Source organism: Rhodococcus tibetensis, from assembly GCF_024438035.1.
GTDB classification, from domain to species: Bacteria; Actinomycetota; Actinomycetes; order Mycobacteriales; family Mycobacteriaceae; genus Rhodococcus_F; species Rhodococcus_F tibetensis.
Map to the genome: position 1 here is coordinate 278,818 of NZ_JANFQF010000004.1, position 22,011 is coordinate 300,828.

At 66.3% G+C, this 22,011-nt stretch carries 19 protein-coding genes and 1 pseudogene; 5 read left to right on the plus strand and 15 right to left on the minus strand.

Annotation, left to right across the window (positions count from 1 at the left end; genetic code table 11):
- Positions 1-7: 7 nt before the first annotated feature.
- The 7 genes from NOF53_RS06910 to NOF53_RS06940 are packed head-to-tail and all read right to left on the minus strand — an operon-like array spanning position 8 to position 5,636.
- On the minus strand, positions 8-967 hold the full coding sequence (locus tag NOF53_RS06910) for a PDR/VanB family oxidoreductase (protein ID WP_255966661.1): 960 nt from the start codon (positions 965-967) through the stop codon (positions 8-10).
- A 45-nt stretch (positions 968-1,012) separates the two neighbouring features.
- Positions 1,013-1,753: an SDR family NAD(P)-dependent oxidoreductase gene (locus tag NOF53_RS06915; RefSeq protein ID WP_255966663.1), complete on the minus strand. Its 741-nt coding sequence runs from the start codon at positions 1,751-1,753 to the stop codon at positions 1,013-1,015.
- Positions 1,754-1,794: 41 nt separating this feature from the next.
- Complete coding sequence (locus NOF53_RS06920; RefSeq protein WP_255966664.1) at positions 1,795-2,298, minus strand: aromatic-ring-hydroxylating dioxygenase subunit beta; 504 nt, start codon at positions 2,296-2,298, stop codon at positions 1,795-1,797.
- Positions 2,288-3,562: an aromatic ring-hydroxylating oxygenase subunit alpha gene (locus NOF53_RS06925; RefSeq protein WP_255966666.1), complete on the minus strand. Its 1,275-nt coding sequence runs from the start codon at positions 3,560-3,562 to the stop codon at positions 2,288-2,290. The genes NOF53_RS06920 and NOF53_RS06925 overlap by 11 nt, the downstream gene beginning before the upstream one ends.
- Positions 3,562-4,062: a nuclear transport factor 2 family protein gene (locus NOF53_RS06930; RefSeq protein WP_255966733.1), complete on the minus strand. Its 501-nt coding sequence runs from the start codon at positions 4,060-4,062 to the stop codon at positions 3,562-3,564. Before NOF53_RS06930 ends, NOF53_RS06925 begins: the two co-directional genes overlap by 1 nt.
- A gap of 5 nt (positions 4,063-4,067) precedes the next feature.
- Positions 4,068-4,445: a hypothetical protein gene (locus NOF53_RS06935; protein ID WP_009475617.1), complete on the minus strand. Its 378-nt coding sequence runs from the start codon at positions 4,443-4,445 to the stop codon at positions 4,068-4,070.
- 30 nt (positions 4,446-4,475) lie between these two features.
- Positions 4,476-5,636, minus strand: coding sequence for an acyl-CoA dehydrogenase family protein (locus tag NOF53_RS06940; protein ID WP_255966669.1), 1,161 nt, complete (start codon positions 5,634-5,636; stop codon positions 4,476-4,478).
- A 198-nt stretch (positions 5,637-5,834) separates the two neighbouring features.
- On the opposite strand from NOF53_RS06940, the gene NOF53_RS06945 reads away from it, so the two are divergent.
- Both NOF53_RS06945 and NOF53_RS06950 read left to right on the plus strand, forming a co-directional pair.
- Positions 5,835-7,340: a PAS domain-containing sensor histidine kinase gene (locus tag NOF53_RS06945; RefSeq protein WP_255966671.1), complete on the plus strand. Its 1,506-nt coding sequence runs from the start codon at positions 5,835-5,837 to the stop codon at positions 7,338-7,340.
- Between the two features lie 98 nt (positions 7,341-7,438).
- Positions 7,439-7,708 carry a hypothetical protein gene (locus NOF53_RS06950; RefSeq protein ID WP_255966735.1) on the plus strand — a complete coding sequence of 90 codons (270 nt, stop codon included), beginning with the start codon at positions 7,439-7,441 and terminating at the stop codon, positions 7,706-7,708.
- Between the two features lie 6 nt (positions 7,709-7,714).
- Here the strand turns inward: NOF53_RS06950 and NOF53_RS06955 are convergent, their stop codons facing one another.
- From NOF53_RS06955 to styD, 7 genes are all read right to left on the minus strand, one after another.
- Positions 7,715-9,424: an amidohydrolase gene (locus tag NOF53_RS06955; RefSeq protein WP_255966673.1), complete on the minus strand. Its 1,710-nt coding sequence runs from the start codon at positions 9,422-9,424 to the stop codon at positions 7,715-7,717.
- A 34-nt stretch (positions 9,425-9,458) separates the two neighbouring features.
- Entirely contained in the window at positions 9,459-9,986 is a 528-nt protein-coding gene (locus tag NOF53_RS06960) for a hypothetical protein (protein WP_255966675.1), read from the minus strand.
- Between the two features lie 8 nt (positions 9,987-9,994).
- Positions 9,995-11,434, minus strand: a complete 1,440-nt coding sequence (locus NOF53_RS06965) for an APC family permease (protein WP_255966677.1) — start codon at positions 11,432-11,434, stop codon at positions 9,995-9,997.
- On the minus strand, positions 11,427-13,385 hold the full coding sequence (locus NOF53_RS06970) for a primary-amine oxidase (RefSeq protein WP_255966679.1): 1,959 nt from the start codon (positions 13,383-13,385) through the stop codon (positions 11,427-11,429). Before NOF53_RS06970 ends, NOF53_RS06965 begins: the two co-directional genes overlap by 8 nt.
- Positions 13,386-13,557: 172 nt before the next feature.
- Positions 13,558-14,127 carry a TetR/AcrR family transcriptional regulator gene (locus NOF53_RS06975; RefSeq protein WP_255966737.1) on the minus strand — a complete coding sequence of 190 codons (570 nt, stop codon included), beginning with the start codon at positions 14,125-14,127 and terminating at the stop codon, positions 13,558-13,560.
- 203 nt (positions 14,128-14,330) lie between these two features.
- On the minus strand, positions 14,331-15,446 hold the full coding sequence (locus NOF53_RS06980; RefSeq protein WP_255966681.1) for an NDMA-dependent alcohol dehydrogenase: 1,116 nt from the start codon (positions 15,444-15,446) through the stop codon (positions 14,331-14,333).
- Between the two features lie 40 nt (positions 15,447-15,486).
- Entirely contained in the window at positions 15,487-16,974 is a 1,488-nt protein-coding gene (styD, locus tag NOF53_RS06985; RefSeq protein ID WP_255966683.1) for a phenylacetaldehyde dehydrogenase StyD, read from the minus strand.
- A 346-nt stretch (positions 16,975-17,320) separates the two neighbouring features.
- Here styD and NOF53_RS06990 point away from each other — a divergent pair, with 346 nt between their 5' ends.
- The 3 genes and pseudogenes from NOF53_RS06990 to NOF53_RS07000 all read left to right on the plus strand — a co-directional run.
- On the plus strand, positions 17,321-17,479 hold the full coding sequence (locus NOF53_RS06990; protein WP_255966685.1) for a hypothetical protein: 159 nt from the start codon (positions 17,321-17,323) through the stop codon (positions 17,477-17,479).
- Between the two features lie 62 nt (positions 17,480-17,541).
- Positions 17,542-20,988, plus strand: coding sequence for a serine/threonine-protein kinase (locus NOF53_RS06995; RefSeq protein ID WP_255966687.1), 3,447 nt, complete (start codon positions 17,542-17,544; stop codon positions 20,986-20,988).
- A gap of 52 nt (positions 20,989-21,040) precedes the next feature.
- Positions 21,041-21,388: pseudogene (locus NOF53_RS07000) on the plus strand (transposase); the annotation flags it as partial.
- A gap of 20 nt (positions 21,389-21,408) precedes the next feature.
- On the opposite strand, the gene NOF53_RS07005 reads toward NOF53_RS07000, so the two are convergent.
- A partial coding sequence (locus NOF53_RS07005) for a transposase (protein WP_255966689.1) occupies positions 21,409-22,011 on the minus strand: 603 nt, incomplete at its 5' end.

A 22,011-nucleotide genomic window follows, 5' to 3' on the forward strand; every position in this document is an offset into this window, starting at 1 on the left:
GGCACTTTCAGGGAAGTTCGACGACGAGCCGCCCGGATTTCGCGCGCGACACACACGCGGCAATTCTGTCTCCCGCCTTTCTCTCACTCTTGGTGAGGCAATTGTCGCGGTGGTCGGGTTCGCCCTCCAGCACGTCCAGGACGCACGTGCCGCAGATACCTTCCCGGCACGACGTGTCGATCTCGATGTCGTTTTCTTCGAGTACGTCGGCGATGGATTTTTCGGCGGGCACTTCGAACACCTCGCCCGTGTCGAGTTCCACCTCGAACGCAGTGTCCGACCCGGTCGCTACAGGTGTCGCCGCCTCGAAGTGTTCGAAATGGACCGCGTCCTCACCGACCGCCGGTTCCGCCAGTCCGCGCACCCGATCCATGAAACCTTCGGGGCCGCAAGTGTAGACGTGGGTGGCGGCCGACGCGTCCGCCAGGATCTTCTCGAGGGCGGAGAGCTGGTCGTCCCTCGTCAGGCCGAAGTGCAGGTGCACGTCACGGCGGAAATCCGCACTCTCCAGCAGGTCGACGAACGCGGCCTGCGTCCTCGTCCGCGCGAAGTAGTGCAGGTCGAACTGCTGTCCCCGCCGATGCAACGCGAACGCCAGACTCAGCATCGGGGTCAGCCCGATCCCCGCCGCGACGAGGATGTGCCGATCCGCGCCTTCGGCGAGCGTGAGCAGTGTGCGGGGCCGACTGATCTGCAACTCGCTGCCGACCCTCACCCGATCGTGCAGCGCGGCCGAGCCACCGCGCGGGCCGGTCTCGCGTTTGACGGCGACAACGTACGATTCGGACTCGTGCGGCGGGCTGCACAGTGAGTACTGGGTGAGGACCTCGGTGGGACCGAGGATGTCGATGTGGGCGCCCGCCGGGTACGGGTCGAACGGTGACCCGTCCGTCCGAACAAGCCGGAACGACTTGATGTCCGGCGTTTCCTCGACAATGTCCGCGACACTGACAGTGAACATGCTCATGGTGATTCTTCCTCCGGTGCTGCGACCGTTCGCCCGCGGGCGGGGTCAACGCATGTACAGGCCGCCGTTGACGTCCCAGCAGGCACCCGTGACCGACGCGGCCGTCGGCGATGCGAGCAGGGCAACGGTCTCGGCAATGAAATCGGGCGAGCCCAGGGTGCCCACCGGAATCGTGGTGAGGATGGCGGCCAGCTTGTCCGCGGGCACCGTCTCGCGCACGATGGGCAGGTCCAGCGGCCCGGGGGAGACCGCGTTGACGGTGACACCCGACGGGGCGAGTTCGCGTGCGAAGACCTTGGTCAGTGTGCCGACGCCGCCCTTGGCCGCGGCGTAGTGCGCGCCGGTCGCCGTGCCACCGTTCTGTCCCGCCAGCGACGCGATGTTGACGATTCTGCCGTATCGCTTCTCGGCGAAGTAGCTTCCGAACACCTGGCAGCCGAGAAAGGCCCCGTTGAGGTTGATCTCGACGATGTCGGAGAATTCCTCCGGCGCGATGTCCATCAGCGAGCCCGTCTGCGACCGGCCGGCGTTGTTGACGAGGACGTCGATGCCGCCCCACTCGGCGATCACCCGGTCACGGACGGCTTCGAAACTCTTCCGCTTCCGAACGTCCAGTTCCACGCCGATGGCCGTGTTGCCGTCCGGATCCAGCTGCGCCGCGGTCTCTTTCGCGGCACCGCTGTCGATGTCCGCGACCGCGACGCGGTATCCGCGGTCGTGCAACTGGTGTGCGATCGCGGCACCGAGGCCGCGTCCGCCACCGGTGACTACTGCGACAGAATCCACGTCGAGCTCCTGTTCGATCGATAAGGTGCGGAAAGTGCTGGTCAGAGCAGGTAGCCGGAGGCGTTGACCGCTGCCTGGGAGTTGACGAGCCGGATGACCTTGAGGTCCAACCGCGGCCCGCTCTCGGTGTAGCGAATGCGGTGCGTGACGTCGGCGGCGAGGGTCTGCTGGTCGTCGCGCTTGAAGCCCACGAGGATCTGCGCGGACCTCACCGTGATCGAGTCCTCGGTCCGTTCCTCGACCGTGAACCGCGAGACGGTGCGGACCGTCCGGGCGGCGGCGAGCGCGGACATCGAGTAGCCGGAGGTCAGGCGTTCGATACGCATGCGCCGCATGCGAGTGTCGTCGTTGACCATGTTCAGCGATCCGTCGAAGTCGTCGGTGTCCGGGTCGATGGGGATGACGTACCGGCCTTCGTCGGTCCAGAGGGCGTCCCAGGTCTGGTAGTCCTTGGCGTCGAGGAGTGCCGCTTCGTGCCAGATGAGTTCGATCGCCTGCATACCGCGGGTGTCGGCGAGTTGGGCGGTCATCAGGTCAGTGCTCATCGGTCATCATCCTCTTCCACATTGCGTAGGCCTCGCGCATTCCGGTTTCGTCGGTGACGTGCGAGGTGCGGTGTCCGTCGCTGTCGAGCGCTTCACGATTGAGACCGCGGTTCACCATGATCGGCATTCCGGGCGCGCCGCGGGATCCGCGTTGTACCCGGTCCCAGGCCTCGGAATCGTCGGGGCTCCCGAACCCGAACGGGCCCTGGAAGTGTTCGTGGATGCGGAGGCGTTCGCGGTTGACGATCTCCGGGCCGCCGTCCATGCCGAGGGCGATGTGCCGGATCTCGGTCTCGTCGACGGAGATCGGGCGCAGTACCCGGAAGAACGACATCGACATCGCGACGTTGGGGAAGATGTTGAGGTTGAACCCGGCGCCGTGCATGGAGCGGACGATGCGGCGGACCTTGTCGGCGGGCATCGTCTTCGACAGTTCTTCGACGATGTGGTCGAAACGCGCCTGAATCTTCTCGGTGCCGTCGTCGTGGTCCAGGTCGACGTGCTCCGGGACCATGATGGCGACGCTGTGGCCGTTTCCGAGAGCGTGGGTGACGGCGTTGTCGTCGGTCATGAAGGAGAGCATGTCGGCGGTCTCGGCGTCGACGGAGGACATCCAGGACCGGTGCACGATCGGGAAGTGGTATCCGTCGGTGGTGTTCTCCAACTGGATCTTCCAGTTTCCGCGGAAGCGGAAGCAATGTTCGCCCTGCGTCTTGATGGGGTATCCGGCGCCCTGCTTCATGAACAGGTCCATCCACACCTTCGCGTCGCCGAGGAAGTCGGCGAGGGGTTCGACGTCGGGGTTGAAGCTGGCGAAGATCATGCCGGCGTACGACTCCACCCGCAGGCTCTGGAGGGGGAGGTCCTTCTTGTCGAGGTTCTCGTCGTAACCGTCGGGGTACGGAATTCCGCGCAGACGACCGTCAAGGGCATACGACCAGCTGTGATACGGGCAGGTGAACCCGTTCGCCTTGCCCTTGGGGACCTCGCAGACGCTGGCCCCGCGGTGGCGGCACCGGTTCAGCAGGACGTTGAAGTTCCCCTTGCGGTCGCGGTTGACGATCACCGGTTGCCGGCCGATGGTCGCCATCTTGTAGCTTCCGGCCTCGGGTATCTCGCTCTCGTGGGCAACCCATACCCAGGTGCGGTAGAAGATCCTCTCGAGTTCCGCCTCGAACATGTCGGGGTCGGTGTACAGCGATCCGTCCACGCGGTCGTCCGTGGCGAGGTCCGCGAAGTTGGTGGGATCCAGGGAAGTGGTCATCACGTTCTCTTTCCATTCGATTCGAGCAGTCGTGTCGCCTCGTCGAGGCGAGTGACGAACAGCTTCTCGGTCGTGAAGTGCTTGATTCGGGCGATACCGCCCCGAACTTCACACTCGGCGGTGATGCGTGCGACGAGCAGTTCGGCCGATCCGTCCTCGTATCGCGACAGCTGCTGCATGATCCACCGCCCCTGCGCCTCGGGGCCGTCCACCTCGATCTGCTCATTGCCGAGCAGGTGCACATTTCCCCGGAAATGGGAGTTCGGTGGAAGGTACGCGGTGAGCATTCCGGCGATCTCCGGCCGGCCCCGCCGCGTGCCGAACTTGTGCGCGTACTCGGCGCCGATGCCTTCCCACACTGCGTCGGGCGTGAACAGCGAGGCGAGTTCCTCCACCGAAAACGCCACGGAGGGAACATCGCACAGTTCCATGTAGCGACACATCACGCGGTGCACGGCCGCACGGCTCTCGATGCGCTCGGCCGCGGTCGCAGAGTGCATTCCGCTCACGCGCCGAGGTCGACGTCTTCGCGGACGGTGAGCGCACGGCCGATGCGGGCTTCGATCTTCGCGTATCGCCACAACGTGTACTCGCCGACAGGGGTGGTGCGGAAGAGGTTGCAGACGGCCTTGACGGTCTCCTGGGTGTCGACGTCGGCGAGAATGTAGCAGGTCCACGGCCAGCCGTCCGACGGTCCGACCATGTGGCTGTCGTCGTCGATGTCCCCGATCACCCGGACCCCGGGTGTGTCGGCCACCGCGTCCATCATCCCGGAGAACGCCTTCCACACCAGCCCGCCCTGGCCGGTCGGGAGGTCGAAGAAGTTCTGGTTGATGCCGATGCAGAACAGGACTCGCAGCGGTGCGGTCTTGGTGTCACTCACGAATGGTCTCCTCGATTGAAAGCGGGGTGGTCAGATGAAGCCGGGGAACGGCGGGATGTCCATGAGCACCGCACCGGCGCTGTCGTAGATGCCGTCGCCGAGGAAGGCGTGCTGCGGCGGGACAAGGGCCTCGCGCATGTACCGCTGCATCGCGTTGCCGTCGTAGATCGCGCCGGTGCCCGACAACTGGAATGCGGTGTGCACGGCGGAGGCGCCCGCCTTGGCCACGTGCGTCGACGAAAGGCGAAGAAGGGCCGCAAGCTTGTCCGGGACGGGGTCGCCGGCGACCACCGTGGCGTACGCCTCGTCGGTGACCTCGTAGAAGAAGGCACGGGCAGACCTCAGCGTCGCCTCCGCCTTGGCCAGGTCGATGCGATAGTAGGCGCGATCGGCGAGCTTGGGTGCTCCGGTGATTCCTGTGCGTCCCGCTCCGACCTTGATCGCGTAGTCGAGCGCGGCGCGGCCCACTCCGAGATTGACGACGGCCAGGACCTGGGCGGCGTAGGCGATGGAGGGGTAGCGGTAGAGGGGTTCGTCGACGGTGGGGGTTCCGCCCCGGATGAATGTCCAGTCCTCGGGTACGACAACGCCGTCGACCTTCAGTTCGTGGCTTCCGGTGCCCGACAGACCGACCACGTCCCAGTTCTCGACGATCTCGACGTCCTTCGGCCACAGCAGGGCGGTGCGCGGCTTCCCCGCCGTGGAGTCGCCGCCGCGAATCCCGACGCCGAGAATGTCAGCGCCCTTGCATCCGCTGGCGAATTTCCACTGCCCGTGGATCTTCAGGCCTCCGGGCACCTGTTCGGCGGGTTGCACCGGGAACAGGCCGCCGGCGAAAACGAGGTCGGGGCTGTCCTTGTACAACTCCGCCTGCGTCGCGAGTGGCAGTGCCGCCAGGTAGACGAGGGCGGAGCCGAAGCTGGCAACCCAGCCCGCCGACGCGTCCACCGCGGAGATGCGTTCGATCATCCGCAGAAACTCGCTCGGGGGCAGCGCGTCGCCGCCGAATTGGCGGGGTGTCGCCGCGCGGTAGATGCCGATCTGCTTGAACTCGTCGATCATGTCGCGAGGCACGAACTTCTGGCGAGCGAATTCTTCCCGCCGCAGTGCGACGTGCTCGAGGACGTCCTCGAACGACAGCGTCCCGTTCGCGGCGGCGTCCGTCGTGTCGAGGGTCGGTGCGTTGGTCATCAAATACTCCGATCGACGCGAAGTAGAAGGGGTGTGGCGTTTTTCGTGTCGAACTCACGCTATTGCGGTGGCGGGCATCACTCAATCGGTGCTTCCTCCCGCGGACGTGCAGAGATGTCGCCTCGGAGTAAAGGATTTCCCTATCGTGTCCGCGGTCCGTCCGCTCAGTAGACTCGAGATGAGCCGAAGGAGGCCGCATTGTCCGATCTCGCGCCGTCCGACTACGAACGACTCGTCGAGTCCCTTCGCTACTGCGTCCTGGTCCACGATGCGGCCACCAAAGACATCCTCTGGGCGAACCGGGCTGCGTCCGAACTGCTCGAGTTCACGGTCGAAGAGCTCAAACCGCTCAAGGCGCCCGATATGAGTTCCCCGGCGAAGCGGTACCGCAGGTCGGTGGGACGGCGGTGGCTGCAGGAGGCTGTCGACAATGGGGCGGCGGTCATCGAATGGGCGTATCGCGCGAAGAGCGGGCGAGAAGTCCTGACGGAGGCGATCGCGATCCGGGTCGAGCTGAGTGCCCGAACCGTGGTGATGGTGCAGTTCCGCGACATCGAGCAGGAAACGTCGATGCGCCGCGACCTCACCCGCACCGAGGCCGACCTCACCCGCACGGAGGCCCGGCTGGCCGCGTTCCTGCGGAACATGGCCGAAGGAATCCTCGTCCTGGACGACGACAGTCGTATCACGTATGCAAGCGAGGCGGCGTCGGACCTCCTGAAGGTTCCGGTGGCATCGCTTGTCGGCGAACGCTTCACGGAATTCTGCCGGGCGGGTCAGTCACGGGAGAGCGTGCGCCGCGCCCTGCGGCTGACGACCGCAGGCGGGGGTTCCCAGAGCCTGCGCTACGAGGTGGAACTGACAGCCGAGGAGCGCCGGTGGCATGCGGGGAGCTGCCAGCACATCGGTATCGAGAACGATCTGAGCGGCCACCTCCTGCTCTTCCACGACGTCACCGAACACGTCCGCACCGAGCAGGAGCACGAACGGGACTCGCAGTACCTCAACTACCTGGCCCGCTACAACGCGATGGGCGACATGGCCATGGCCATCGCCCACGAGCTGGCCCAGCCGCTCGCGGCCGCCACCAATTTCATCGCCGGAACGCAGAGCCGCCTCGACGACGGCAGGAGCGGTCACGACGAGGTGAGCTGGGGCCTGGGGGAGGCGCGCAAACAGATCGACCGGGCCAATCAGATCGTCCGGAGTCTGCGTGAGTACGTGACGCAACTCGAGGAGTCACAGCAGATCGTCGATCTCAACGACATCGTCGACGAATGCGCGTACTTCATCGACATCCGGGCGCGGCAGAGGGGTGTTCACGTCGAGTACCTCCGTGCGCAGGACACGGTTGCCGTCGTGTGCGAACGTGTGCTCACCGGGCAGGTCATCCTGAACCTGTGTTTCAACGCCATCGACGAGATGGCGGAATGGCCGGCAGCCGACCGCATCGTGACGGTACGCACCGACATCACCGAGACGGAGGGCGTCGTGAGGGTCGAAGACCACGGCAAGGGTCTCTCGCACATCCCGGACGGTCGAATCTTCGACGGGGCGTTCACCTCGAAGTCCACGGGTCACGGAATCGGGCTCGCGCTGAGCCACCGCATCATCTCCCGCCAGGGCGGGACACTCAGCGCGCGCGAGAACGATCCGCACGGGGCGGTCTTCACGTTCACGTTGCCCGCCGATCCGAACCGTTGAGCGACCGACCCCCACACGGGTAAAGGTTTCTTGGATTCCGTTGGGCACGATCCGGTTCTAGCGTGGTGGGAAACACCACCGCGGCCCGGAGGTACCTCGTGGACTATTCGCATCATCACCGGACATTCCTGACCTGTTACGCCGACACCCACCGCTACGGGTGGCATCACGTCGACCTCTTCGTGCACGACGAGGATGGCAACGAAGTGAACTGGGTCCACTGGCAGGTGCGCGAGGACGGACCGGACGGCGCCGACGCGGTCACCGCGCGCGTCGAACCGGACCTGCGACGGACCACCGACTGGCAGCGCGGAATCAGCGCCGACGGAAGCGAGTACTGGATCGCGGAGGCGGCATGGGCACAGTGAACCGGACTACGCGACGCTTTCGGAGACGCGCTGAAACACGACCTTCCCACCCAGCACCGTGGAGACGACCTGCATTGCCGGGATGTCGTGCGGGTCGGCGGTCTCGAGGTCGCCGTCGAGGATGCACAGGTCGGCCACCTTGCCGACCTCGAGTGATCCCTTCCAGTCCTCGGCGAAGTCCTGCCAGGCGGCGTTGATCGTGTAGGTGCGGACGGCGTCGGCGAGGCCGATGCACTGGTCCGGCCCGCTCACCGCGCCGCTGGCCTTGCTCTCGCGCAGGATCATCGTCGAGATGCCCTGGCGCCAATCGGGCGGTGTGACCGGTGCATCGGAACTGCTCATCAGGTGCACCCCGGATTCGACGGCGCTGCGATACGGCCATTCGTAGGCGGCTCGTTCGGTCCCGACCACCCCGACCTCCAGGTCGGCGATCGTCCACTTGATCGTCGGGTTCATGTTGACGCCGATGTCGTTCTCGGCCAGTCGTTTCAGGGTGGCTTCGCTGATGAAGTCGCCGTGGATCAGGTAGTGCCGCGCATCCTCGCGGGGGTGCGCATTCTGTGCGGCGATGATCGCGTCGGCGACGGTGTCGATGGCACGGTCACCGGTGACATGCACACCGATCTGGTAGCCGGCCTCGTGGCCGATGCGGACCATTTCGGTCACCTCGTACACCTGACGCTCGTCGGTGTCGCCGCCGACGCACAGGGAGCCGCAGCCGCCGCCGACATACTCCTCGTGCATCCACGCGGTCTTGCCCGGCGGGATGCCGTCGGCGAACACCTTCACCCCGAGAACCCGGAACATCCTCGGGTCCACCGATTCCGGAACCTCGATCTCGGCGAGATTCTCTCCGAAATCCTCGGCCGATCCGGACATTCCGGTGGGCAGGAGGAGAAGGTTGACGCGGGCGCCCAGTTCTCCGCGGCGGGCGAGGTCGGCATACACCGCGAGACCCTCGGCGCCCATCGCGCCTCCGGCGAGGGCCTCACCGCCGGGGCCGATCGCGGGATCGGTGAAACTGGTGATGCCCTCGCTCTGCAGGATCGAGATCGCCGAGCGGAGTGCCTCCTCCCGGCGCTCCCGGGTGAGGGCGGGAAGAACACGCTGCACGAGGGCCTGCGCACCCTCCATGACGATGCCGGTCAGCAGGCCGTCCTCGCCGACGGGCATGAGGCTGCCCGGCGGCAACGGAGTGGTCTCGTCCACCCCGGCGAGCTCGAGCGCCGCGCTGTTCACCCACGACGTGTGCCGCGAGAAGTCCTGCAGGAACACGGGATTGTTCGGGGACACCTCGTCGAGGTCCCAGCGGGTCGGCGTCCGACCGGCCTCGGCGAGGCACTCGTCGAGATACCCGTCGTCCCAGCCGGTTCCGATGATCCACTCGCCGTCCTCGGCTGCGGCGGCGGCCTCCCGCACAAGTTCACGGACGTCCGCGATCGACCGGACAGCAGGGAACGCCACGTCCAGCGACAGCAGCGGAGTGTCGAGCCCGTAGGCGATGGCGTGCAGGTGCGAGTCGTTGATTCCCGGAAGGATCGTCTTCCCACCGAGGTCCTTGACCACGGTATCCGGTCCGATCAGGGTTTCGATCTCCGTATCGCTGCCGACCGCGTGGACGAGTCCGTCACGCACCGCGAGGGCGGTGGCGATCGTGAAGTTCGCGTCGACGGTGAAAACCTTGCCGTGGGTGTAGACGGCATCGGCGTAACTCATCGGTTCCTCCAGGTTGCTGTCAGTGGGAGAGGTGTCAGACGGCCATGGGAGCCATGCCCAGGATCATCAGTGCGGATCCCGTCGCCGCGGTCTTGACGCCGGACCCGTGTTCGCGGCGCGCGGTGGAGCGAAAGAGGTGCAGTGTCAACAGTGCCCAGCACACGAGCACGAGGAGTGGCAGCCAGCCCGTGGAGATTCCTGCGCCACCGTGGTGGTGGCCCGACGGCACCGGCACCGGCGCCGACGCCGCCGGGGCGGAAGCGGATGTCGGGGCCAGGAGCAGCAGCACCCCCATGGCGGTGAGGTCCACCGCGCAGGGCACGGCGGTCCGGCGGTGCATGGTCTCACCGGTGACGAACACGGCGAGGGCTATGAGGACGGCACCCTCCAGCAGGTGAATCCCCGCCGGCACGCCGGGGATCATCATCGCGACCATCGACACCGCCATCGCGCCGTGCGCGATCCGCACCCGGCAGTCCGTGCCGTGTGCCCGCCACATCGGCACGACGGCCCCGACCGCTCCGACGAGCATCGCCGCGTGCACGGCAGGGATCTCGAACATCGCCGGACTCAGTTCGTGGGGGTGAGTTCGCGACGCTGCCCGACATCCGCCCGGCTCTGCCGGGTGACCCGGGCGACGACCAGTCCGGCGACGAAGAACAGAGCGATCACGGCCAGCAGGATGTCCGCGAGCAGTTCCGACCCGCCGATCAGCGTGGTGAAGTTGTCGAGCACCAACCCGGTGACGGCCACCAGACCCACGCATCCGAGCACCGGAGCGATGCGGGTGTGCCAGAGCCGGGTATCCAGCCGGGTGCGGGCGAAGAACGCGATGATCGCGACGCTGGTGAGCACCATCAGCACCAGGATGCTCACGGTGGCCAGACCCGCCATCCAGGTGAACAGTTCCAGCACCGGGTCCGCGCCGACGAGGGCGAACACCCCCACGACCACGGTCGCGGAGATCGTCTGGGCGGCCGAGCCGATGTGCGGGGAACCGTGCTTGGTGTGGGTGCGGGACAGTGCGCGCGGCGCCGCGCCCTTGCGGGCCAGGGCGAACACGTACCGGGAGATGGCGTTGTGGAAGGCCAGGAGCGCGGCGAACAGGCTGGTGACGAGCATGATCGCCATGACGTCGGCCGCGGGTCCGCCCAGGAAGTGCGCGGCGGCGGCGAACGTCAGCCCGGCGGGGTCGGCGGCGGCCGCCGCGGAGACGTTGTCGCTGCCGAACGCGAGCACCACCGCCCAGCTCGCCAGCGCATACACCAGCCCGATGACGATCACGGCGGCGTACGTCGCGATCGGAATCGTGCGCCGCGGGTTGCGGGCCTCCTCGCCGTAGATCGCGGTCGCCTCGAAGCCGATGAACGACGCGATCGCGAACATCAATGCGACACCGGGGGATCCGCTGAAGAACGACGTCGGGGTGAACGACGCGAAGTCGATGCCCCCGGCCCCGCCCCGCACCAGCACGCCGAACGACAGCGCGAGGATGATGCCGATCTCGAGCACGAGGAGCACCCCCAGAACCTTGGCGCCGAGGTCGATGCTGCGGTAGCCGAGCACGGCCACGAGGGCGATGAGTACCAGCGCCCACATCCACCACGGCAGGTCGGGTCCGCCGTACTGGACCACCAGGCCCTGAATCGTGGCGGCGGCCAGACCGTACACGGCGGCCTGGATGGCGGTGTAGGTCAGCAGAGCGAGGCCGGCCGCGCCGAGCCCGCAAGATTCGCCCAGCCCCTTGGCGACGTAGGCGTAGAAGGCGCCGGTGTCGACCATGTGGCTGCTCATGGCCGCGTATCCGACGCTGAAGACGAGCAGGACCAGTGCGGCGATGAGATAGGCGGTCGGGGCGCCCGCGCCGTTGCCGATCGCGATCATGACGGGCAGAGCGCCGCCGATCGCGGTCAGCGGCGCCGCCGCGGCGATGACGAGGAAGACGATCCCGACGACGCCGATGGAGCCGCGTAACTTGCCGGCTCCCGAACCCGTGGTGGTGTCAGACATCTGTTCCCCCGTCCGAGTGGCAGCTGCCGCCTCCGGTCGAGCAGTGCTTCGACGTCGTGCGGGGAACGTCGAGTGCGGGGTTGCGGTCGAAGAAGCCGTTGGGCTTCAACGTGAATCCGGTGTAGTCGACGGGCATGATCGGCCAGTCCTCCGGTCGCGGGAAGTGGGTGAGGCCGAACGTGTGCCAGACGACGACGTCCTCGTTCTCCAGATCCCGGTCGCTGGCCACGAAGCTGGGCAGTCCGGCGCCACCCGCGTGCTGGTTCACGAAATCCCCTGCCGCGTAACGCTCCTTCTCGTCGAACTGGGTGACCCACAGGTGCTTGGTGGCGAACGTCGCCCGCGCCGCGATCGAGGAGTCGTCGTCGGCCAGCAGGATCGGCTGACCCTCCGGGTGGAGTGCGTACGCTACCGGCTTGCCCAGACGGTTCAGCTTGTTGGGGTTGCTGATGTGCCACACGCGTCCGACGCTGTTGTCCGCCAGGCGCTGCGCCTCGGATTCCTTCGTCAGCGGCGTGCGCTCGAGGGTGAACGCGTTTCCGTGCAGGTTCCCGGGGCCCATCTTCACCCGCTTGGTCTGCACCTCCTCGACGGAGTTGCGGTCGCCGTCGATCATCATGTCGAGGCGGGCGCTGAACAGGTGCTGGTGGTACGGGGCGCCGAGGCCGGGGGCGATCTCCGAGGCGTACGGGTAGTCGCCGCCCGGGTGACCCGACGTGAAGACGATGCCGGTGGCCTTGACCTCGAATTCGATGGTGCCGTCGAGGTAGAGGTACCAGAAGAATCCGTAGTCGTAGTTGCCGATCGTGGTGAAGAAGGAGATGACGAGACGGCGCTGGCGGCGGGTCTCGGCGGAGCCGGCCCACAGGTCGGTGTGCTTCCACAGCACGCCGAAGTCCTCCTCGTGCATGCACACGGCGTTCTTTAGCGTCTTGGGGGTGCCGAACTCGTCGGCGATGACGGCGTCGAAGTAGGTGATGTCGCCGACGCAGTCGCAGCCGAGTTCGAGGGCGTTCGCGTACCGGCCCACCATGTACTCGCCGGTGTCGAAGTAGTTCTGCCACGACCGGACCGGCGAGGGGTCGCCGTAGGGCACCACCATCTCGGCGATGGACGCGCGGTGGATGATGGGGCGCACCCGGTCGCCGTCGGCGAATCCGAGCTGGTGGAGGACGAGACCCTCGCGGGCGTCGAAGCCGACCCGGAACGACCACTTCTCCCAGTCGACGCGGTTGCCGTCGACGACGAAGCTGGGTCCGTCGGGCTGGGTGATCTCGATGGGCTTCTGGGTGGTGCGCAGGGGGCCGGTGACGGCGAGGTCGTCGAAGTTGCCCGACTCCTCGGGGATCGGGACGGCGCCGAGGTCGAGAACGTCGGTGACGGTCCGGTTCATGACATCGACGAATCCGACGAGCCCGTCGATCGGGTGGGCCCAGGCGTGGTCCCGCGGGTGGTCCTGGCGGAACGCGAGCCCCCGGAGGATCCGAGTGCCCGTCTCGCCGGGGTAGTCGAAGACACCGGCCGAGAGGGGAGCGACCCGGACGTCGGCGACGTCGAGTCCGCGGGCGGCAAGCGCGGCGAGCCAGCGTTCGTCGGCTGCCAGCACCTGTTCGACGAGCTCGAACTCCTCGTCCAGGAGGGGCATCTGACCGTCGCGGGCGGCGTCGAGGGTCACCGAGCTGATCACCGACCGCTGAGTCACGGACACCACGACGTCCACCGCGTTCGACGAGGAGATGTCGTGCAGCAGAACGCGGAATCGGCGATCGGTCTCGGGGGCCTCAGCCGTGTACAGCGTCGACTTGTCCGGTTCCTCGAGGCCGACGTACACGAACCGCGTCTGCTCGGTCAGCGCGTCGGCGGCCTCGAGGATCTTGCGCAGGGAAGCGATTTCTTCGACGGTCGGCAGCGACAGCGGGTGGTTGATACGCGCAGGGGAAAGGGTGGGCATGTCGCGATCCTTTGGTTCTACGGGTGTTGAATAAAAAGCTTAGTGACGTACGTTACAGCCGAGGTGCCCTCGTGTAAACAGTGAGTTTCGCGCCCGAACATACTGACCGTTCGGTCAAAAAAGGTTCTCTATCGGATTCCGCAGCAACGGTTTTGGCTGAGCGACGGAAGACTCAGAGTGCGGCGACGAACTGTTCGAGCATCTCCAGCTGACGCTCCGACGACGTTTCCCCCGGCGTTAGGACACCCAGAATCTGCATGCCCATCATCATGTTGAGCAGTTGCTCGACCACGATGCTGACGTCGATGTCGCCGACGGAGCCATCCTCGCGCGCCTGCTCGAGGAAGACGGTCATCTGCGCACGCCAGTGGTCCATCGTCCGCCGGTTTGTCGCGGCCATCTGCTCGTCGTACATGGCCCGCGGCCACAGCGAGGCGGCGATCCGGGCCTCGAGGAGTTGCTCCTCGTTGATCGGCATCACTTCGCGGCAGAGGATGCGCAGTGCGTCGAGGCCGGTCGCGTCGCCGAGCGCCTCGGCGATCCGGCGGTCGGTGGCCTCGGAGATGTGCTCGTACGAGGTACGGAGGATCTCGTCCTTGCCGGCGAAGTAGTGGCTCAGGGCGCCGTTGGTGTACCCGGCCTCGGTGGCGATGTCGCGCATGTTGGCAGCATCGATGCCTCGGGCGGCGATCAACCGCCAGGCGGCGGCGGTGATGCTGCGCCGACGCTCGTCGTGATCCACAAGCTTAGGCACGACGCGTACCTGCCCCACCAGCGATCATGCGACCACGGTATCAATGAGCTCCGCCGAAATTGAGAACGACCACTCCCGAGACGACGAAGACCCAGGCCGAATACCTTCGTCGCGGTCAGCGGCGTCCCTGACAGGGAACCATGCCGGGAGCGGAGAGGCGTGTAGCGCCCCCCGCTCCCGACAGTGCCGATCTACGAGTACATGATGACGCCGCGGACGTTCTCGGCCTTCCGCATCGCCTCGTAGCCGTCGTTGATCTGAGCGAGTGTGTACGTCCTCGTGATCATCTCGTCGAGCTTCAGCTGTCCCTCCATGTACAGGCGGAGCAGATGAGGGATGTCGAACCGGATGTTCGCGTTGCCGAACCACGCGCCCTTGAGGGTCTTGCGCATCGCCGTCAGATCGAACAGGTTCAGGTCGACGTCGTTCTGGGTAACGTCACCGACCGACACGTGGACACAGGTGCCACCCTTGGCCACCAGGCTCATCGCCGGTGCGATGATGCGGCCACTCGCATTTGCGACGGTGATGAGCACCTTGTCGGCGAGCTGGCCCCACGTCAGATCCTGGAGGAGGGGGAGCGCCTCGTCGATGCTCGCCGCGGTGTGGGTCGCGCCGAAGATCTTGGCCTGCTCCCGCTTGAACTCCGACGGGTCGACGACCACGACGTGCCGGGCCCCGGCGAGCGCAGCACCCTGAACCGCCCCGCACCCGACGCCGCCCATGCCGATCACGACGACGGTCTCACCGGCCTGGACGCCGGCGGCATACACCGACGACCCCCAGCCGGTCGTGACGCCGCAGCCGACCAGCGCCGCCTTGTCGAGGGGAACGTCCTTCGTGATCTTGACGCACGAAGCCTCGTTGGCCACCGTGTACGGCGAGAACGTCCCGATCAGGCACTGGATGGCGGCGTCCTTGCCGCGAACGTGATGCCGCGCCGTGCCGTCCGAGATCTGCCAGCCCTCGAGCAGGTGGGCTCCCAGATCGCAGATGCTGGACTGGCCGGTCGCGCACTGCCTGCATCGGCCGCACGCGGGGATGAATCCGAGAGCGACGTGATCGCCCTTCTCGACGCTGGTGACACCGGGGCCGACCTCGAGCACGACGCCGGCGCCCTCGTGGCCACCGATGAACGGGTAGTACTCGAGCGGCAGACTGCCGTCCCGGACGTGTTCGTCCGAGTGGCACATCCCCGACGCCGCCAACTGCAGAAGCACTTCACCGTGCTTCGGCGGGTCGAGTTCGAGTTCTTCGATCTGCCACGGCTGACCGGGCTCCCACAACACTGCGGCCTGGGTCTTCATAAGTCCTGCTCCTGTCCGACGACGTCGATACTGTGGGCGATCAGAGGATGATCGTGACGACCTTCTCCTCGGTGTTGGCTTCGATTCCGGCCCAGCCGAGTTCGCGGCCGGTGCCGCTGGTCTTCATGCCGCCCCACGGCAGGGCGGGATCGATGGGTGCCCAGCCGTTCACCGCGACCGCTCCGGCGCGGACCTTGCCGGCGAGGGTGTGGGCGTGGGACACGTCGCGCGTCCAGATCGACGCGGCGAGCCCGTAGTCGGTGGCGTTGGCGATCGTGATCGCCTCGTCGGTGGTGTCGAACGCGATGACGGTGCCGACGGGTCCGAAGATCTCCTCTCGCGCGATCTTCATGTCGTTGTTCGCGTCGGCGAAAATGGTCGGCTGGACGAAGAACCCGTCCCCGTCCGGGCGGCCACCGCCGGCGGCGACCCGGGCGCCCTCGCTGCGTCCGGCCTCGATGTAGCCGAGGACGGTGTCGCGCTGCTTCGCGTTGACCAGGGCGCCCATCGTGGTGGCCGGATCGAACGGGTCGCCGAGGACCTGCGCGGACGCGGCGGCGGCGAGACCGTCGACCACCTGCGAGTACAGCGACCGGTGCACGAGGATGCGGGTGCCCGCGGCGCAGACCTCACCCTGGTTGAAGAACAGTCCCATCGCCGTGCCATTGATGGCGGCGTCGAGGTCGGCGTCGGGAAGGATGATCTGCGGGGACTTGCCGCCGAGTTCGAGGGTGGTGCGCTTGAACGTGTCGGCGGCCCGTTTGGCGATGATCCGGCCGACGCGGGGGCTGCCAGTGAAGCTGATCTTGTCGACGCCGGGGTTACCGGCGAGGGCGTCGCCGGCCACCTCGCCGAGGCCGGGCACGATGTTGACGGTGCCGGCGGGCAGACCGGCCTCCTCCAGCAGGGTCGCGAGGTGCAGGATCGACAGCGGTGCGTCCTCCGGCGGCTTGACTACCAGGGTGTTCCCGGCGGCGAGGGCCGGGGCGATCTTCCACGCCGAGATCATCAGCGGGGTGTTCCACGGGACGATCGCGCCGATCACGCCGACCGGTTCGCGGACGGTGTACGAGTGGGTGGGCCGGCCGAAGTAACCGGCGGTCGGGATGGACTGGCCGGTGATCTTGTCGGCCCAGCCGGCGAAGTGCCGGAACGTGCCCGCGGCCATCGGGATATCGAGCATCGTGGGCTGGCCGACGGGCTTGCCGACGTCGAGGGCCTCGAGCCGGGCCAGGATCTCGCCGTCGCGTTCGATGAGATCGGCGACCTTGTTCAGGATCCGTCCGCGGGCGGCGCCGGGCAGTGACCCCCATTCACCGTTCAGCTGGGTGCGGGCGGCGCAGACCGCGTCGTCGATGTCCTGCGCCGTTCCGGCGGACACGTCGACGAGCGGTTTTCCGGTGGCCGGGTTCAGGTCCGTGAATGTTCCGCCGTCCGACGCCGGTCGCCACTGTCCGCCGATGAACAGCTGCGTAGCGGTTCCATCAGGAAGCCCTGTGGCACTCACGTTCTCGTGTACTGCGGTCATAGCGTCGACTCTCCCGGTGGTGTTGTGATGGTTGTCACAATCATGCGGGCGTGGGCGCGGCGTCGTCTTGCACAAATGCGCATGGTTGTTGCTCGTACGCGCACCGATTCGCGGGTTCGCCCGGGTGGACCGCTGTTCCGCACCTACCCGAGGTCGGTCCAGGGACCAAGTTGTTGATTTACCGGCGGATAGTTCCGCATGAACACGGGCACATCACCAAAGGTACGACCGGGACCGGGAAGTTCCCGAGGGAGATGGTTTTCTGCTGACCGTAGAGCCGGGTGGCGGCCTCGGCGGTGGTCTGGGCGATGACCATGGGTGGACCTTCGTGTGACGCTGAGAAGGGGTGGCAACTGTGTGGCCACTGCTGCGCCCGTTCGGGCGCGGCGGCAACGCCCACGGTGAACACGCCGTCAGCAACCTGGCACGCGTGGTCGGCCGCAACGGCAGTCAGGTCTCGAAGCATCAGCATCAGCAGCAGCAACGTCGACGGTCGCGTCGGTAGGACACCGGGGATCGCCGAGCACATCATATTTTCGCTTCGATGACCGGACTATTGTTGGACGTATGGCGGACGTCGACCCGGGGGCGACGCAGCGGACCCCCGATATCGGTGCCGAGCTGTCTGCTGCGGGGTTCGACGAGGCCGTGGAGATCGGTCGCGGTGGGTTCGGAGTCGTCTATCGGTGCTCTCAGCACGACCTGGACAGATCGGTGGCTGTCAAAGTCCTCGCAACGGATGTGGAGCAGGAGAGCCTGGAACGTTTCGTTCGCGAGCAGCGGGCGATGGGCCGATTGTCGGGGCATCCGAACATCGTCGATCTCTACCAGGTCGGTGTGATCGAAGCAGGCCACCGGCCGTTCCTGGTGATGCCGTTCCATGCGGCAGGTTCATTGGACACGCGGATTAGACGGAAGGGCCCGGTGGGGTGGGCGGAGGTTCTGCACATCGGAATCAAGTTGGCCGGGGCACTCGAGACCGCTCACTGTGCGCAGATACTTCACCGTGACGTCAAGCCTGCCAATGTTCTTCTCACCGTTTACCAGGAACCACAGCTGACCGATTTCGGCATTGCGCGGGTTTCGGGTGGTTTCGAGACCTCGTCTGGGGTGATCACCGGGTCGCCGGCATTCACAGCCCCGGAAGTGCTCGAGGGGCGCGCACCTTCCGTCACCTCCGATATCTACAGTCTGGGTGCGCTGCTGTTCTCCTGCCTCACCGGTCATGCGGCACACGAAAGGCGCAGTGGGGAAAAGGTGATTTCCCAGTTCGTGCGGATAACTACGGAACCAATTCCGGACCTACGCGAGTCCGGTGTCCCCGCCGAAGTGTGCGCCGCGATCGAACGCGCGATGGACCGGACCGTCGAGAACCGTCCGCGCACGGCCGCAGAGTTCGGGTACGAGTTACAGCAGGCCCAACTTCGTCACGGGCTGATCATGGACGCCATGGACCTGTTGGGCAAGCATGTGCTCGGGCCGCCGATCGGGCCCGTTCCCGCTGGTGCTGAGCGGGCCGCCCTCGGAAGCGGCGACTTCTCCGCCGATCGCACCCCACCGGCGCCGATGACCAAGTACAGGCCACCGAGCACGACCCGGGCATTGATTGCGCGGAATCGGCTGATCGAAATGCTGCGAGCGGGAGATCGGCGGCGTCTGACCGTCATTCACGCTCCCGCCGGTTACGGGAAGAGCACGCTCGCCGCCCAATGGCGCGACGCGCTGACCGCCGACGGAGTCGTGGTTGCGTGGTTGACGGTCGACGGCGACGACAACAACGTCCTGTGGCTGCTCTCGCACGTGATCGAGTCGATCACACGGGTGCGCCCCGAGTTGACCACCGACCTGGGGCAGATCGTCGAGGAACACGGTGCCGCGGCCGCGCAATCGGTGCTCTCCATCCTGATCAACACCATCCACGAGAACGGTGAGGACCTCGCCCTCGTCGTCGACGACTGGCATCGGGTGACCGACCGCACTGCGGTTGCCGCTTTGGCGTTTCTGCTCGATCACGGATGCCACCATCTGCGGATCATCGTCACCAGCCGCACGCAGGCCGGTCTGCCCCTCGGTCGAATGCGGGTACAGGACGAATTGGTCGAAATCAGCCCTGCGGAACTGTGTTTCGACACACCGGAGGCAGGTGCCTTCCTCTATGGTGCGGGCCTTCGACTGGAAGAAGAGGATGTGACGAACCTGCGAGACACCACTGACGGGTGGATCGCTGCCCTGCAACTGGCATCTCTGTCACTGCGGGGATCGCCCGATCCGACCACACTGATTTCCCACCTGTCGGGTCGGCACCGGGCAATCGGCGAGTACCTCGCGGAGAACGTCCTTGACACTCTCGAACCAGTGTTGCTCGACTTCCTGCTGGCTACATCCGTCACCGAGCGGATCTGCGGTTCCCTCGCCTCCACCCTCGCGGACATCCGGGAGGGTCAGGCTTGGCTCGAGGAGGTCGAGAAGCGGGATCTGTTCCTGCACAGGATCGATGACGAAGGCCAATGGTTCCGGTATCACCATCTGTTCGCCGAGTTCTTGCATCGCAGGATCGAGCGCGACCAGCCGAAGCGAGTCGACGAACTGCATCGTCGGGCATTCGGATGGTTCCGGGATCACAATCTGCTCAGCGAGGCCGTCGACCAGGCTCTGGCCGCCCACGATTCGGCGGCCGCGGTGGACCTGCTCGAGCAGGAGGGCACCTACCTGGTCGAACAATCGCAAATGTCCACCCAGATCGGTCTGATCACGAAGCTCCCGAGAGACCCCGCAGAATCGAGTATTCGGCTACAACTGTGTGTAGGTTGGGCCGACACGGAACTACAGCGGATCGCATCCGCGCGACTAGCACTTGCCCGTGCACGTCGGTTACTGGCGCCCTCCTCGCACCAGGATTCCCGCCTTTCAGCGCTGCGGGCGGAGGCCGATGTCCTCGAGAGCGCGATCGAGGTCTCGGTCGACAAAGTCACGGGGATCCGAAAGCTGATCGCGGAATGTCTCGCGCACCCCGACAATTACAGCCCCTTCTTGATTTCCGCGGCTGCGCTCTGCGCTACGTACGTCGAGACGTATGCATTCGATTTCGCTGCGGCACGGCGCTGGCATGCGTGGGCCGGGCCCTACCATGAGCGAACGCGCGGGCCGTACACGGTGGTGTACAGCTACGGTTACGCGGCGATTGCGAGCAACGAGCAGCTCGACACGACCACTGCCCAAGACACTCTCGAAACGGGTTTGGAGTTGGCGCGGGCCGCCGGCGGCGTCAACTCCCAGCCAGCGCGTCTGCTTCGCGGCCAGCTCGGTGAGCTGTTCTACGAGCGGGGCAATATCGATGAGGCCGAACGGCTCCTGGGCGAAACATTCGACGTCGGCGCACTCGGGGGCGCGGTCGACTTCTTCACCTGCCATTACGCAATCGGTGCCCGGATCAAGATTCTCCGGGGCGACCGTCACGGTGCCTCCGCTCACCTCGACGAGGGGGCGGCCATCGCGGAGCGGCTGTCGTTGCCGCGGCTTCGAGCGAGGATCGACAACGAGCGTATCCGGTGGGGTTTAGCGATGAGACCCGACTTCGTGCCGGTGAACTACGAGGCTCGGCAGCACCCGGTCGACGGCATCGAGCTGATCACCGCACAACTCGACGACGACACCGCCATCAGTTCGCTGCTCGCGCAGAACACCCCCGAGGCCGTCGCACGGGCATGCGTGTGGGCGCAGGAATGGGTGCAGGCAGTCGAAGGACGTGCTCGTGCCTCCCTCCAGGCTCGGCTGTTGCTGGTGTCCTGCCTGTACGCGGCGGGACGGGTCGACGACGCCAAGACCGCCCTGCGACCGGCGGCCGCGGGCTGTGCAGCCCATGGGATGGTGCGGTATCTGATCGACAGTGGACCGCACGTGATCTCCACCCTCGATCTTCTCGACGAGGACGGGCCCGATTGGGCCCCTGGCTCAGGCGCTCTCGTCGATGGTGTGCGAGCTGCCAGGTCGACGGCACCGCGGTGGCGGTGCTGACTAAGAGCGTGTCTCATGTGGACGAAGTGACTTGTGGTGCATGATGTGACTCGTGGTAGATGAGTTGTCTCTGCGGTTGGTGCCGGATGCGTTGTGGGAGATCGTCGAACCGTTGATTCCGCGCTTCGTCTCTCGCCCGCAGGGAGGTGGCAGCGCCCCGGTGGATGACCGGGCGGTGTTCACCGCGATCGTGTACGTGCTGACCAGTGGATGTGCGTGGCGCCATCTGCCGCCGTCGTTCGGGGTCACCGTTCCTACCGCGCACCGCCGGTTCACTACATGGGTGGCGGCGGGGGTTTTCGAGAGACTGCATGGTGAGGTGCTCGACCGACTCGGTGGGGCCGGCGAACTGGACTGGTCGGCAGCGATCCTGGATGCGGCGAGCGTCCGGGCGAAAAGACATCCCATGAGCTTTGGGTGTCAAGCGGCAGCCTTCTCGACGTGATGTGCCCAGGCCGTCGTTTCGTCGTAGTGGGTGCGGGTCTTGAGGCATCCGTGCAGGATGCCGACGAGCCGGTTGGCGAGCTGCCGCAGGGCAGGGCCGTGGTCGAGACCTCGGGCGCGTTGTTTGTCGTAGTAGGCACGAGCGCCGGGAGAAGCGTGCAGGGCCGAGAACGCCTGCGAGTTCAGCGCATCGACGAGCCGATCGTTGTGGACGAACCGGGCCGCGACGACCTTCTTTTTGCCGGAGGCTCGGGTGATCGGACTGGTGGCGGCGTAGTTCTTGCGGGCCTTCGCGGTGGCATACCGTTCCGGGTCGTCGCCGAACTCGCCGAGCACCCGGGGACCGAGCGACCATCCGAGCCCCGGCTGGGACAGGATGATCTCAGCGTCCGGGTGCCGGCCAAAATGGGCATCGACCTGCCCTTGCAATGCCCTGATCTCCGCATTCAGCGTCGACAGAACCGCTACAGCGGAGCGGGTGGTGGCCGCGTAGGCGGCGGTGATCACCGCCGCCCTGCCCAGCTGCTCACCTCGCAGGGCTGCCTGGATCCGATCGGTCTTGGTCTCGATGTCGCGGCG

What these genes read in the sequence shown, in the direction of transcription:
- NOF53_RS06920 (WP_255966664.1), bottom strand. Translation starts at nt 2,298, where the DNA reads ATGAGCACTGACCTGATGACCGCCCAACTCGCCGACACCCGCGGTATG.
- NOF53_RS06960 (WP_255966675.1), bottom strand. Translation starts at nt 9,986, where the DNA reads ATGTTCGAGATCCCTGCCGTGCACGCGGCGATGCTCGTCGGAGCGGTC.
- NOF53_RS06970 (WP_255966679.1), bottom strand. Translation starts at nt 13,385, where the DNA reads ATGCCCACCCTTTCCCCTGCGCGTATCAACCACCCGCTGTCGCTGCCG.
- NOF53_RS06930 (WP_255966733.1), bottom strand. Translation starts at nt 4,062, where the DNA reads ATGCACTCTGCGACCGCGGCCGAGCGCATCGAGAGCCGTGCGGCCGTG.
- NOF53_RS06995 (WP_255966687.1), top strand. Translation starts at nt 17,542, where the DNA reads ATGGCGGACGTCGACCCGGGGGCGACGCAGCGGACCCCCGATATCGGT.
- NOF53_RS06955 (WP_255966673.1), bottom strand. Translation starts at nt 9,424, where the DNA reads ATGAGTTACGCCGATGCCGTCTACACCCACGGCAAGGTTTTCACCGTC.
- styD (WP_255966683.1), bottom strand. Translation starts at nt 16,974, where the DNA reads ATGACCGCAGTACACGAGAACGTGAGTGCCACAGGGCTTCCTGATGGA.
- NOF53_RS06980 (WP_255966681.1), bottom strand. Translation starts at nt 15,446, where the DNA reads ATGAAGACCCAGGCCGCAGTGTTGTGGGAGCCCGGTCAGCCGTGGCAG.
- NOF53_RS06940 (WP_255966669.1), bottom strand. Translation starts at nt 5,636, where the DNA reads ATGACCAACGCACCGACCCTCGACACGACGGACGCCGCCGCGAACGGG.
- NOF53_RS06965 (WP_255966677.1), bottom strand. Translation starts at nt 11,434, where the DNA reads ATGTCTGACACCACCACGGGTTCGGGAGCCGGCAAGTTACGCGGCTCC.
- NOF53_RS06925 (WP_255966666.1), bottom strand. Translation starts at nt 3,562, where the DNA reads ATGACCACTTCCCTGGATCCCACCAACTTCGCGGACCTCGCCACGGAC.
- NOF53_RS06910 (WP_255966661.1), bottom strand. Translation starts at nt 967, where the DNA reads ATGAGCATGTTCACTGTCAGTGTCGCGGACATTGTCGAGGAAACGCCG.